A 12,615-nucleotide genomic window follows, 5' to 3' on the forward strand; every position below is an offset into this window, starting at 1 on the left:
AACTCGTTGAACTGAGTCCGAATACAGGCTCAATTCGGACAGGAAAAGCCCTAACTCGTTGAACTGAGTCCGAATACAGGCTCAATTCGGACAGGAAAAGCCCTAACTCGTTGAACTGAGTCCGAATGCAGGCTCAATTCGGACAGGAAAAGCCCTAACTCGTTGAACTGAGTCCGAATGCAGGCTCAATTCGGACAGGAAAAGCCCTAACTCGTTGAACTGAGTCCGAATGCAGGCTCAATTCGGACAGGAAAAGCCCTAACTCGTTGAACTGAGTCCGAATACAGGCTCAATTCGGACAAGCAAAGCGTGAACTCGTTCAACTGAGTCCAAATCAAGCATAGCTATATCTACCAGAGAACGGCGATTTTTTAGATACAACAAAATAGGTTTGACATTCGACTTAAAGCTATAAATAATGAGAGAATAAAGAATAAAGAATAAAGAATAAAGAATAAAGAATAAAGAAGAAGAAAGGAGAGGTGGACGTGTACAAGCAGTCATCATTTCGAGATTCATGGGTAGAGGTTAATTTATCCAATATTGCCTATAATGTTCACCAATTGAAAAAACGCCTCTCTAAAAAGACAAATATATACGCGGTCGTGAAAGCCAATGGATACGGTCATGGTGATGTTGAGGTTGCAAGTGTTGCCCTTGAAGCTGGTGCGAGCGGTTTAGCGGTAGCAATACTTGATGAAGCGGTTAAACTAAGGGAGGCCGGAATTACAGCGCCTATTTTAGTGATGGGTTGGCTAAGGCCTGAAGATTGTCAAATAGCAGTTGACAACAATATTACTGTTACATTTTTTCAAAGTGAGTGGTTAAAACAAGTAAAACAATCTGATTTAGTTGGAAAACTCAAGCTTCATATGAAATGGGATACAGGGATGGGACGAATCGGCGTTAGAACGAATGAGGAACTTCTACAGGTTTTACAACAATTAGACGATGATCGTTTGGAGCTAGAAGGTATTTTCACTCATTTTGCAACAGCTGATGAAGAGAATTTAACTTATTTTAACAAACAACAATCCAATTTTGAGCGATTGTTGCAAGTCTTTCATAATCACTGGTCAAAGCCGGTAATGCTCCATACCGGTAATAGTGCAGCAAGTATGCGGTTCCCTGAGCAAATGAAACATTACGTTCGCTTCGGGATTAGTTTGTACGGACTATATCCTTCTCCAGAGGTGAAAAAGGAAAAGCCGATTAACTTGAAGCCTGCTTTATCGCTTCACAGTCGATTAATTCATGTGAAAAAACTTCCTGCGTTCGAATCTGTCAGTTACGGAGCTACTTACACAACGGAACAAGAGGAGTGGATTGGCACTGTTCCGCTTGGGTATGCAGATGGAATAAGAAGGAAGTTACAAGGGATGCACGTATTAATAGATGGCCAGTTTGCTGAAATAGTCGGACGAATATGTATGGACCAATTAATGATCCGTTTGCCGCAGTCCTACCCTGTCGGTACTAAAGTGACCTTGATTGGACAGCAGGGTGATGCCGAGATTTTGATGGATGAAGTAGCACAGTATTTGGATACAATTAATTATGAAGTTGCTTGCATGATTAGTGACCGGGTCCCTCGTATCTACGTTTAATTTTGTCTTATGCCTGTCTTAGTCTAGCACCAAGGAACACTTCCAAGAATTCACATCGCAGAAACAAGTGGTTTTCTTGTTTCGAAGGCGCGACTTGCGCTTTTCCATTTTTAAAAATAATGCATGATTTTCCTTACACTGTATAAAATGGGAAGAGGAATTATTTTCATCTTTATCGAATAGTATAGTATGGTACTCCACCATCAGAAATTTCGATCCGAAAGAAATTGCCTCCTTTCTGAGAATGGATTCGCGAAATGATTGTTCTTATTCCTTGGAAAGAAAAGTGGAGTGATAAATGACGGTTTGTAAATAGCCAGTTTTTTCTATAAAAAAATAGCGGAATGCCTTTGCAATGCGCGTTAGTCAGTGATATGATTATTAATGGATTAACAGACAGGGCTTGTAGATATGGTGGAGGTGTAAGGTTGTGTCAGAAAGTTTACAAGAAATTGTAGTACGATTACCACAAAACCTACTCAATGAGGTGGACGGTCTAATGAAAAGTGAGAATAGTGATTTGAGCGACTTTATTTGTCAAGCCACAAGATCGTATTTACGTGAGAAAAAGAAACGTCATATTCGCGAATCCATGCAAAGAGGCTACATGGAAATGGCTAAAATCAATCTTAATATTGCTTCGGAGGCCTTTCAGGCTGAAGAGGAGGCCGAACATACCCTTGAGCGCTTAGTGAGCGGGGTGTAAAGGATTGATTGTTAAAAGAGGCGAGGTTTATTTCGCCGACCTTTCCCCTGTAGTCGGATCGGAACAGGGGGGCGTTCGTCCAGTCTTGGTCCTGCAAAACAATATTGGAAATCGTTTTAGTCCAACAGTTATTGTTGCTGCTATTACCGCGCAAATTCAAAAGGCAAAGTTACCAACGCATGTAGAGATTGATGCGGAAAAGTACGGTTTTGAAAGAGACTCCGTTATTTTGCTAGAGCAAATAAGAACGATTGATAAGCAGCGGTTAACGGACAAAATTACACAACTGGATAATGCAATGATGGAGAATATAGATAGAGCTTTGGAAATTAGTTTAGGACTCACTGATTTCTAATGAATAGCTTTCCTGCCCTTGTCAGCAAGCGAGACAAGGGTTTTTTACATTTCTTACGTCTTCTTTTCAAAGTGCCTACTTATATTAAATTCTCTTAACAAATAGGGTAAAAAATTTGCGCAGTTCACACAAACGTGTAAAAATAAACATACAATTGTTTTTAGCACGTGGAGGGAAAAGTATGGATAATGAATTAAAGAGATTAGTGATTGAGAATAGTGATGCAATTGTGAAGAATTGGTTGAAGGAAGTATCGCAAAAACGAACCAAAGAATATACTTCAACCATCTCTGAGGGTTTGTTTGAAAGTACAAACCGAGAGTTTGTTAATGTGATTTTTACAAGTGTCGATAAACAAGGGATAACAAAAGAATTAGATGACTTTTCAGAAAGACTAGTTAATTTGGGGTGGCCCCTTAGCTACTTAACCGATGGAATACAAACGTTTCGAAGAGTTACAATCGATTTCATTCTAAGTCAATCGGAAAAGGTGGATTCTGAGCATCTAGCAATTGTATTAGATATGGTAGATAACTGGGTTGACCCTATTATCAACCAATTAGTTAATGAGTATTCTGGTAGTTGGGAGCATACCGTTTCCCTTCAACGAGTTGCTTTACAAGAGCTATCGGCACCGCTAATTCCGGTGATGGACAATATAACGATTATGCCGCTTATCGGTACAATTGATACCGAACGAGCTAAATTAATTATGGAAAACCTACTAGAGGGTGTTATTAAACATAATGCCGAAGTTGTTCTCATAGATATAACCGGGGTTCCTGTTGTCGATACAATGGTTGCGCACCATATTATTCAAGCAGCAGAGGCAGTCCGATTAATAGGTTCAAGATGCATCTTGGTGGGAATAAGACCAGAAATAGCACAAACAATTGTTAATCTAGGGATTGATTTGAGTAAATTCCCGACAAAAAGCTCCCTTCGTAAAGGATTCCAATCCGCATTGGAGTTAACGAATCGTAACATTGTACATTCAAAAACAAAAGATGAAGATATTGAAATACTATTAGATTCCTTGAATAAGGGGTGATTTTCCTTGAGAATTCCAATTTTGAAGTTACATAATTATTTGCTGATTTCCATACAAATTGATTTAGATGACCAAACGGCAATCCAGTTTCAAGAGGACTTACTGAGCAAAATACACAAAAGTGGCGCAACAGGAGTAGTCATTGACTTGACATCCGTTGATATAATCGACTCTTTTATTGCAAAGGTTTTAGGGGATGTTGTGACGATGTCGGATTTAATGGGGGCGAAGGTTGTTTTAACTGGGATACAGCCAGCTGTGGCAATGACCCTAATTGATTTAGGTATTCACTTGCAAGATGTCCCGACGGCATTAGATTTAGAACAAGGGTTAATTAAACTGCGCCAGGAATTGGAGGAATGACAATGGACTTCCAATCCTGTGTAAATATACAGAAAGAATGGGATATCGTCGGTGCCCGTCAACTAGGTAGAGACAAAGCGAAAGAACTCGGTTTTGGGACAGTAGACCAAGCCAGAATTGCAACTGCCATATCCGAACTTGCAAGAAATATTTATTTATATGCAGGAACTGGGAAGATTTGTTTTGAGACCATTAACGATATGAATCATAAAGGTCTCTGTGTCATAGCTTCTGATAACGGACCTGGGATTCAAGATATTAGCTTAGTTATGGAGGATGGTTATACAACCTCTGGAGGACTAGGTGCTGGTCTCCCGGGGGTAAAGCGATTAATGGACCAATTTGATATCATTTCCGAACCGGGGAAGGGGACAGAAATTCGAACTGTAAAATGGGTTCGATAGTGAGGGGGATTTGAGTGACTAACTTAAAGCTAGAAATCGATAATTATAAAGAATTATTAAAGCAGTATATTTTGTCGTTAGATGAAAAAGCACTATACCAAGCCGAACAATTTAGCAAGTTATCGATGCAGCATAATATTTCTCCTGAAGAGATTATCAATGTCCATATTCAAGCATTAAAAGACCTCTATCCAAACCTTCCAAAAGAAGTGGATAATTCTTTGAACTTCTTACTAGAAACAATGATTTCCTATGGACTCGCATACCAGGAGTTTCAGTCTCTTAGGGAAAAACAGTTAGAGTTAAAATCAGAAATATCTGTTGCTGCCAAAATGCAACAGAATTTATTACTTACAGAAAAACCCACTATCAAAGGTCTCGATATTGGTGCTATAAGTGTACCTGCCCATCAAATGAACGGGGATTATTATCACTTTGTGTCAGGGTCTGATGGTGGCCTAGGGATAGCGATTGCCGATGTGATTGGGAAAGGAATACCTGCTGCGTTAGCGATGTCGATGATTAAATATTCGATGGATAGCTTTCCTGAAAGCCAGCGAAGCCCAAGTGTTATTTTAGAAAATTTAAATCGGGTTGTTGAACGAAATGTAGAGCCCGGTATGTTCATGACGATGTTTTTTGGCTTATATAATCAGGCAAAACAAACCTTTGCCTATTCATCTGCGGGACATGAACCAGGGTTTTATTTCGATGCAAAGAAAAACGAATACAGTGAAATAGCGGCAAAAGGACTTGTGCTTGGTGTTGCAAAGGATACAACCTATCAGGAGTATGAGCAAAATGTGAAACCGGGTGATATGATTGTCTTATTGACAGATGGTGTCACTGAATGTCGAATTGGTGACCGATTTATCGAACGTGACGAGGTTTTACAAGTGATTAAAAGATACGAAAACTATCCTGCGCAAGAGGCTGTTGAACAAGTGTTTAAATATTTTGAACGCTTGCAAGGCTTTCAACTAAGAGATGACTTTACCCTGATCCTAATCCGTAAAGAGGTTTAATCGGTTTTGAAACCGGGTAATAAAGTAAAACAACGAATAATGGAGGTAAGAGCATGAATATGAATCTAGAAGTTGAGGTCGTTAACAAAGAATCAACTACTCTAGTATTGCTTGCCGGAGAAATAGATGCTTATACTGCTCCTGAACTAAAGGCAACATTGCTTCCTTTGACAAAGAACGAAGGGAAGATTGTCGAAGTTAATCTAGACAAGGTGAGTTACATGGATAGTACAGGTTTAGGGGTTTTTATAAGTGCACTAAAATCAACAAAGGAAAACAATAGTGAGATGCGATTAGTTAATTTACGAGAACGAGTGATGAGATTATTTCAAATAACAGGACTTGATAGCATCATAACGATTGATTCAACAGTACGAGGTGGAAATTGATATGGAACCCTTTGACTTTATAGAAATAAAGGTACCTGCAAAAGCAGAATATGTAGGAGTTGTTCGGCTTAGCGTTTCTGGGGTTGCTAATAGAATGGGCTTTACATACGAAGATATTGAAGACCTTAAAGTAGCAATCTCAGAAGCAATGACTAATGCTGTAACACATGCGTATCGTGATAAAGAAGAAGGCGAGATAACGATAGGTTTTGGAGTGTATCGGAATAGGTTAGAAGTTATGGTTGCTGACAGAGGAGGTAGCTTTGATCTAAAACGAGTGAAAAGTGGGATTGGACCGTATCGCCAAACAGAATCAATAGAAGGGTTACGTGAAGGTGGGTTTGGGCTATTTTTAATCGATGCATTAATGGATAAGGTTGAGATCACAAATGATTATGGTGTAATTGTGCTAATGACTAAATTTCTCCATGAGAATGAGGTGGGATTAGATGACGACCAAATCTCAACCACACAATAGACGTGAGGATGAGGTTTACCAATGGATTAAAATCCTTCAAAATAATCCTCAAGATGAAGAGACACAAGAGAAAATGGTGTTAGCCTACCAAGACCTTGTCAAGTCAGTTGCAAGGAAATACTCTAAAAACAGTATGATCAATGAGGATCTAGTCCAAGTTGGTATGCTAGGATTGTTGGCTGCAATCAGGCGTTATGATTCCTCATTGGGTAAATCCTTTGAATCTTTTGCAGTTCCTACCATAATCGGCGAAATCAAACGTTTTATCCGAGATAAAACGTGGAGTGTCCATGTCCCGCGTCGTATTAAAGAACTCGGCCCAAAGATAAAGAAGGCAACTGAGCAACTAACATTAAAAAATCAAAAATCCCCCTCAATTAAAGAAATTGCTGACTATCTAGAAGTTTCTGAAGAAGATGTCTTAGAAACAATGGAGATGGGCAAAAGTTATAAGGCGTTATCAGTTGATCGGAAAATTGAAGCAGATTCTGATGGTAGTACTGTTTCCATTCTTGATTTGATTGGAAACCCTGATAAAGGCTTTAAAAATACTGACCAACGGCTATTGTTGGAACGAATCCTCCCTATTTTAACCGAGCGGGAACAAGAAATTTTAAAATGCACGTATTACGAAAACATGAGTCAAAAGGATACAGGAGAATTGTTAGGTATCTCACAAATGCATGTCTCAAGAATACAACGCCGTGCACTCCGAAAGTTACGAGAGGCATTACAATCAGACAGCTCGGAGGTAATTGATTGATGTATGCAAACGGGCGAATACAAGCATCGGTATATCAAAAGCCGAAAAAAGGAAATTATCATTGTGGTGATAGTTATCTACTAAAGGAAACAGAGGATGAGTTTATCTGTGCACTTGCTGATGGACTAGGAAGTGGAGAGTATGCTAAAGAATCATCTCAAGTGGTGATGGATATTATCGAACAGAACCCAGGGGCTACAGTAGATCAACTAATTAAACTGTGCAACCAGTCCCTTAGTGGGAAGCGTGGCGTTGTCTTAGGGATTTTGAAATTAGACTTTGTAAAGCAAACATATACATTTACATCGATTGGAAACATTGGTGTAATGACAATTACTAGTAACTTAGAAAAGAAAAGAAACATCCCCAATTCAGGTTATCTCGGTGGCTATCCCAGGAAATTAAAAGTTTCTGTAGAAAACCTTGAAAAAGGGATGGTTTTTATTATGTTTTCGGACGGTGTTAGCTCAAGAGAGCTGTCATCAAAATATTTTTTAAGAAAAGATGTTCAAGCGATTATTGACACGTATGCCAAGTACGTTGGTCAAAGTGAAGTAGATGATACAACACTAATTGCTTTAAAATATGCCTAGATTTATTTTTTGGCCCTATTCATTTGGAATAGGGCTTCGTTTTGCGCGGGTGGCAGGGTTGATAAATCAATGATGTTTAGAGCTACGTTTCATAATAGATAGTTGCTTAGCTTTAAACTTGTCTGATTCAACATGTTGATTCCCTGCATTTTTCTTCTGTTAGGAAACAAGGACAATATTTGCTAAAATAGATTGGACAAGCTGTTAGGAGGTCTCCGAATTGAAAGAAGAAATTAATAAACAACAATTGATAGACTGGGTAGCGAAAACGACTGAGATTGCTGTTAGGTCTATTAAACAAGTTATTTCATTACTAGAAGAGGGCAACACAGTTCCTTTTATTGCGAGATATAGGAAAGAACAAACAGGTTCGTTAGATGAGGTCCAAATAAAAACAATCCAAGAAAAATGGGATTACGCAGTACAACTCGCAGAACGTAAACTAGAAGTAATCCGGTTAATTGATGAGCAAGGGAAGTTAACTCCAGAACTAAAAAAAGAAATAGAAAAGGCTATCCAACTACAACGAGTCGAGGATTTGTACCGGCCATATAAGCAAAAGCGTAGAACGAGGGCTACGATAGCAAAGGAAAAGGGGCTAGAGCCGCTAGCTAGTTTAGTTTGGGAACAAACCTACGAAAATATTTACAATGAAGCAAGTAACTACTTATCAGAAGAGCATGAATTAAACACTGTCGAAGATGTCATCAACGGTGTCAATGATATTATCGCAGAGATGGTGTCTGATGATGCAGGATACCGCGATTACATAAGGGAAAAAACCTTTAAGCTCGGCGTCATCAAGACAGAGGTTAAAAAGAAGGAAGAGGACGAAAAAGGTGTCTATGAAATGTATTACGATTATCAAGAGCCTGTTCGTTCCATCGTCTCGCACCGAATTTTGGCGGTTAACCGTGGGGAGAAGGAAGATATACTAAAAGTAACTATTGAAGCACCTACTGATGACATCATAAATTTTTTAAATAAAAAAATCATAAAAAATTCTTGTCCTAAAGAAGCGAAGCAAATACTAGAGATTGCAATGGAAGATGGTTACAAACGGTTGATTCAGCCTTCGATTGAAAGAGAAGTACGAAATGCATTATCAGAAAAAGCAGAACAACAAGCTATCCAGGTGTTCTCTACTAACTTACGTAATTTATTACTACAACCACCATTAAAAGGGAAAGCAGTCCTCGGTGTCGACCCTGCATACCGTACCGGTTGTAAGCTCGCGGTAGTAGATGATACAGGAAAAGTCCATGAAATAAGCGTCATTTACCCAACCCCGCCGAAAAAAGATGTTCAAGGAGCAGAGAAAGTAGTTTTAGAATATCTGAAAAAATATCCGATTGAACTAATTGCGATTGGGAATGGGACTGCTTCAAGGGAAACAGAACAGTTTATTGCTGATATTATTGCAAACCATAAGTTAGATGTTGCCTACATGATTGTTAATGAGGCTGGTGCGAGTGTGTACTCTGCATCTGCACTTGCACGAGAAGAGTTTCCAGATCTCCAAGTTGAAGAGCGAAGTGCTGTTTCAATTGCAAGACGCGTTCAAGATCCATTAGCCGAATTAGTGAAAATAGATCCGAAATCAATCGGTGTTGGTCAATATCAACACGATGTAAGTCAAAAGAGCTTAAGTGATTCCCTAACGTTTGTGGTTGAAACAGCTGTAAACCAAGTAGGTGTCAATGTCAATACGGCTTCACCGTCACTATTGCAATATGTATCAGGGCTTAGCAAAACAGTAGCCAACAACGTAGTAAAACAACGTAATGAGATGGGAAGATTTACGAATCGAAAACAGTTAAAGGATATTCCGCGTTTAGGGGCAAAAACATATGAGCAAAGTATCGGGTTCTTACGGGTAATTGACGGAGAACAACCGTTAGACCGTACACCAATCCACCCAGAGAGTTACCTTGCTGTTAATCAGTTACTTGAAATGATTGGTTGTTCAACGACCGATTTAGGTACTGATAAATTAAAAGAAGCTTTAAACCAATTAAATAAACAAGAAATTGCCGATAAACTTGGAATTGGACAACCAACCTTAGAGGACATCATGAAGGCATTGGTAAGCCCAGGGAGAGATCCTCGTGATGACTTGCCAAAACCTCTATTAAAACAAAATGTCATCGCAATGGAAGATTTAAAACAAGGTATGGAATTACAAGGAACAGTTAGGAACGTGGTCGATTTTGGTGTGTTTGTAGATATTGGGGTAAAACAAGACGGCCTTGTCCATATTTCAAAAATGTCTAACCAGTTTGTTAAACATCCTATGGATATAGCTTCTGTTGGAGATGTGGTAACCGTTTGGGTAGATAGTGTTGATGTAAATAAACAAAGAATTGCTTTAACTATGATTGGGGAGTAAAGTTTTAAAATGGGATAAAGGAGACGCTAGTTTAATTAGTGTCTCCTATCCTTGTAAGTAGTGATTTGCCTAAAGTATTTTGTCTCTGTAAAAAAACCAGCATTGATTGAGTATTTTAATTTGATATTTGTTTTTTTCAAGGTAGGCTTCTGTCATCTGCTTTTTAAACCAGTTAGGCATACGCTAAGAACCTCCTCGATGTCTGTTTTAATTAAACATAGGGTTATATTAATTTATGCAACGGATGGTTATCGTGTGAAAGGGAAGAGACTATGGAACAAAAAGAGCTAGATAATTTGGTGAATCAACTTTCGATCAACTATTTTGGGAAGCCGTTTATCGATAATGTTGTTTTTAACTCACGGTTAAGAACAACTGGTGGTAGATATTTACCTTCCCGGCGACAAATAGAATTAAACCCTAAATATTTGCTTGAGTTAGGTATGGAAGAATTTTGCGGGATCATTAAACACGAATTATGTCACTATCATTTGCATATTGAAGGTAAAGGATATAACCATCGGGATAAGGATTTTAGAGAGCTGTTACAAAAAACAGGATCACCTAGGTTTTGTCAACCCTTACCTTCGATGAAATATCACAAGAAATATACGTATATTTGTTTGTCATGTGGACAAACTTACAATCGTAATCGCCTTGTTAACACAACAAAATACCGATGTGGAAAATGTAAAGGAAAACTAAAGAAACAATAATGTCCTTTCATAGCATAAAACCGACTAAAAACCATTGACGGGGGTAATTATCCGTGTTAAATTAAATAAGCTGTTGAAAAAGAGGCGTTGTTCAGGTGATTCTCACTTGCCAATCAGCTGTTGGCTTAGTACACTATAGTTAGTGTCATTAGAATTGCTGAAGATCTTTCATAAATTCCGAAAAATTTATTTCGGTAATCATCTTGACAATCTAATTTTTAAATGGTATTATTTTTAACGTCGCTAATATGTAGCGCAATATTCCACAGTAGCTCAGTGGTAGAGCAATCGGCTGTTAACCGATCGGTCGTAGGTTCGAGTCCTACCTGTGGAGCCATATGGAGAAGTACTCAAGTGGCTGAAGAGGCGCCCCTGCTAAGGGTGTAGGTCGTGTAAGCGGCGCGAGGGTTCAAATCCCTCCTTCTCCGCCATTTTGGCCCGTTGGTCAAGCGGTTAAGACACCGCCCTTTCACGGCGGTAACACGGGTTCGAATCCCGTACGGGTCATTTTTTAATTCAAGTAAAATATAAATGTTGTTGCAAGTCTATATGGTCCGGTAGTTCAGTTGGTTAGAATGCCTGCCTGTCACGCAGGAGGTCGCGGGTTCGAGTCCCGTCCGGACCGCCATTAATGGGCTATAGCCAAGCGGTAAGGCAACGGTTTTTGGTACCGTCACGCGCTGGTTCGAATCCAGCTAGCCCAGCCATTTTAGTGTAAAAGTAATATTAAGCAAAACTAACTATATATATTACTATTATAGAAGCACAGTTAATATGTGCTTTAATCTTATTTTATGGGGATTTTTTTGTGATGGGGAGAGCAAGTGTTGCTTTTACCAAGCTGCAAATAACCTCGAAGTTCTTACGTCGCAAATGATGCTTAGATGATAAATAATCTTTAAGGCATAAGACAATTAATCTTTTAGAGCCATTAGCTCAGTCGGTAGAGCATCTGACTTTTAATCAGAGGGTCGAAGGTTCAAGTCCTTCATGGCTCACCAAAGTTTTTTGCGATAAGCAAAATAACTATTATTTGCGGGTGTGGCGGAATTGGCAGACGCGCTAGACTTAGGATCTAGTGTCATTTGACGTGGGGGTTCAAGTCCCTCCACCCGCACCAAAGTTTTTTGTGGAAGATGAATGCTATTATGCGGTCGTGGCGGAACGGCAGACGCGCTAGGTTGAGGGCCTAGTGGGAGTTTATCCCGTGGAGGTTCAAGTCCTCTCGACCGCATTTTATTTAAAAAATAGTTGACGCTTACTAGTTGAATGTGTTACATTAATTAATGTCGCTTTTGTCAAGTGCCGGTAGCCCAATTGGATAGAGCGTTTGACTACGGATGAAAAGGTTAGGGGTTCGACTCCTCTCGGCGTTCCGGGAAGTAGCTCAGCTTGGTAGAGCACTTGGTTTGGGACCAAGGGGTCGCAGGTTCAAATCCTGTCTTCCCGACCATTTAATCTCTTTTTAACTTATATGCGGGTGTAGTTTAGTGGTAAAACCTCAGCCTTCCAAGCTGATGTCGAGGGTTCGATTCCCTTCACCCGCTCCAAAAAAATACGGGCCTATAGCTCAGCTGGTTAGAGCGCACGCCTGATAAGCGTGAGGTCGGTGGTTCGAGTCCACTTAGGCCCACCATTAATTAATCTTTACATTGATCTTTGAAAACTGAACAAAACAACCAGTATGTTTAAAGAAAAAGTGTAGGCGACTGTTTAATAGTGTACGGATAGATAAGACAGCATGTAGCACTTTGAACTTCAAGTGCGAAATGATGG

At 39.4% G+C, this 12,615-nt stretch carries 14 protein-coding genes and 11 tRNA genes; 24 read left to right on the forward strand and 1 reads right to left on the reverse strand.

Features of this window, described 5'->3' with window-relative positions:
• Nucleotides 1-488: 488 nt before the first annotated feature.
• The 12 genes from alr to NC799_RS17635 all read left to right on the forward strand — a co-directional run bounded on the left by alr (nt 489) and on the right by NC799_RS17635 (nt 10,123).
• A complete protein-coding gene (gene alr / locus NC799_RS17580; protein WP_272447745.1) occupies nt 489-1,607 on the forward strand; it encodes an alanine racemase in 1,119 nt (372 codons plus the stop codon).
• Between the two features lie 430 nt (nt 1,608-2,037).
• Nucleotides 2,038-2,313 carry a CopG family ribbon-helix-helix protein gene (locus tag NC799_RS17585; RefSeq protein WP_272447747.1) on the forward strand — a complete coding sequence of 92 codons (276 nt, stop codon included), beginning with the start codon at nt 2,038-2,040 and terminating at the stop codon, nt 2,311-2,313.
• Between the two features lie 4 nt (nt 2,314-2,317).
• The gene (locus NC799_RS17590) at nt 2,318-2,668 is read left to right on the forward strand and encodes a type II toxin-antitoxin system PemK/MazF family toxin (RefSeq protein WP_272447748.1); all 351 of its coding nucleotides are present in this window, start codon (nt 2,318-2,320) and stop codon (nt 2,666-2,668) included.
• Nucleotides 2,669-2,849: 181 nt separating this feature from the next.
• Nucleotides 2,850-3,719, forward strand: coding sequence for an RsbT co-antagonist protein RsbRA (locus NC799_RS17595; RefSeq protein ID WP_272447750.1), 870 nt, complete (start codon nt 2,850-2,852; stop codon nt 3,717-3,719).
• 6 nt (nt 3,720-3,725) lie between these two features.
• A complete protein-coding gene (locus tag NC799_RS17600; RefSeq protein ID WP_272447751.1) occupies nt 3,726-4,082 on the forward strand; it encodes an STAS domain-containing protein in 357 nt (118 codons plus the stop codon).
• Between the two features lie 2 nt (nt 4,083-4,084).
• Complete coding sequence (locus tag NC799_RS17605; protein WP_272447753.1) at nt 4,085-4,486, forward strand: anti-sigma regulatory factor; 402 nt, start codon at nt 4,085-4,087, stop codon at nt 4,484-4,486.
• A 14-nt stretch (nt 4,487-4,500) separates the two neighbouring features.
• Complete coding sequence (locus tag NC799_RS17610; RefSeq protein ID WP_272447754.1) at nt 4,501-5,511, forward strand: PP2C family protein-serine/threonine phosphatase; 1,011 nt, start codon at nt 4,501-4,503, stop codon at nt 5,509-5,511.
• Nucleotides 5,512-5,570: 59 nt separating this feature from the next.
• A complete protein-coding gene (locus NC799_RS17615; RefSeq protein ID WP_272447761.1) occupies nt 5,571-5,900 on the forward strand; it encodes an anti-sigma factor antagonist in 330 nt (109 codons plus the stop codon).
• Nucleotide 5,901: 1 nt separating this feature from the next.
• Nucleotides 5,902-6,378 carry an anti-sigma B factor RsbW gene (rsbW, locus tag NC799_RS17620; RefSeq protein WP_272447755.1) on the forward strand — a complete coding sequence of 159 codons (477 nt, stop codon included), beginning with the start codon at nt 5,902-5,904 and terminating at the stop codon, nt 6,376-6,378.
• On the forward strand, nt 6,350-7,141 hold the full coding sequence (gene sigB / locus NC799_RS17625) for an RNA polymerase sigma factor SigB (RefSeq protein ID WP_272447756.1): 792 nt from the start codon (nt 6,350-6,352) through the stop codon (nt 7,139-7,141). The genes rsbW and sigB overlap by 29 nt, the downstream gene beginning before the upstream one ends.
• Nucleotides 7,141-7,734, forward strand: a complete 594-nt coding sequence (locus tag NC799_RS17630; RefSeq protein ID WP_272447762.1) for a PP2C family serine/threonine-protein phosphatase — start codon at nt 7,141-7,143, stop codon at nt 7,732-7,734. Before sigB ends, NC799_RS17630 begins: the two co-directional genes overlap by 1 nt.
• A 220-nt stretch (nt 7,735-7,954) precedes the next feature.
• On the forward strand, nt 7,955-10,123 hold the full coding sequence (locus NC799_RS17635; protein ID WP_272447757.1) for a Tex family protein: 2,169 nt from the start codon (nt 7,955-7,957) through the stop codon (nt 10,121-10,123).
• Between the two features lie 69 nt (nt 10,124-10,192).
• Here NC799_RS17635 and cmpA read toward each other — a convergent pair whose 3' ends face one another.
• Complete coding sequence (gene cmpA, locus NC799_RS17640) at nt 10,193-10,303, reverse strand: cortex morphogenetic protein CmpA (protein ID WP_272447758.1); 111 nt, start codon at nt 10,301-10,303, stop codon at nt 10,193-10,195.
• A 92-nt stretch (nt 10,304-10,395) separates the two neighbouring features.
• On the opposite strand from cmpA, the gene NC799_RS17645 reads away from it, so the two are divergent.
• The 12 genes from NC799_RS17645 (at nt 10,396) to NC799_RS17700 (ending at nt 12,475) form a co-directional block, all read left to right on the forward strand.
• On the forward strand, nt 10,396-10,839 hold the full coding sequence (locus NC799_RS17645; RefSeq protein WP_272447760.1) for a SprT family protein: 444 nt from the start codon (nt 10,396-10,398) through the stop codon (nt 10,837-10,839).
• A 262-nt stretch (nt 10,840-11,101) separates the two neighbouring features.
• Nucleotides 11,102-11,176, forward strand: a tRNA-Asn gene (locus NC799_RS17650).
• 3 nt (nt 11,177-11,179) lie between these two features.
• Nucleotides 11,180-11,270, forward strand: a tRNA-Ser gene (locus NC799_RS17655).
• Nucleotides 11,271-11,274: 4 nt separating this feature from the next.
• Nucleotides 11,275-11,346: transfer RNA gene (locus NC799_RS17660), tRNA-Glu, on the forward strand.
• Nucleotides 11,347-11,390: 44 nt separating this feature from the next.
• A tRNA-Asp gene (locus NC799_RS17665) sits at nt 11,391-11,467 on the forward strand.
• A 4-nt stretch (nt 11,468-11,471) separates the two neighbouring features.
• A tRNA-Gln gene (locus NC799_RS17670) sits at nt 11,472-11,546 on the forward strand.
• A 218-nt stretch (nt 11,547-11,764) separates the two neighbouring features.
• Nucleotides 11,765-11,840, forward strand: a tRNA-Lys gene (locus tag NC799_RS17675).
• A 34-nt stretch (nt 11,841-11,874) separates the two neighbouring features.
• Nucleotides 11,875-11,959: transfer RNA gene (locus NC799_RS17680), tRNA-Leu, on the forward strand.
• A 30-nt stretch (nt 11,960-11,989) separates the two neighbouring features.
• Nucleotides 11,990-12,073 (forward strand) — tRNA-Leu (locus NC799_RS17685).
• A gap of 142 nt (nt 12,074-12,215) precedes the next feature.
• Nucleotides 12,216-12,292 (forward strand) — tRNA-Pro (locus tag NC799_RS17690).
• Between the two features lie 23 nt (nt 12,293-12,315).
• Nucleotides 12,316-12,389 (forward strand) — tRNA-Gly (locus tag NC799_RS17695).
• A gap of 9 nt (nt 12,390-12,398) precedes the next feature.
• Nucleotides 12,399-12,475: transfer RNA gene (locus NC799_RS17700), tRNA-Ile, on the forward strand.
• The last annotated feature ends 140 nt before the right edge of the window (nt 12,476-12,615 follow it).

Origin of the sequence: Aquibacillus salsiterrae, from assembly GCF_028416595.1 — a bacterium.
Taxonomy (GTDB): Bacteria; Bacillota; Bacilli; order Bacillales; family Amphibacillaceae; genus Aquibacillus_A; species Aquibacillus_A salsiterrae.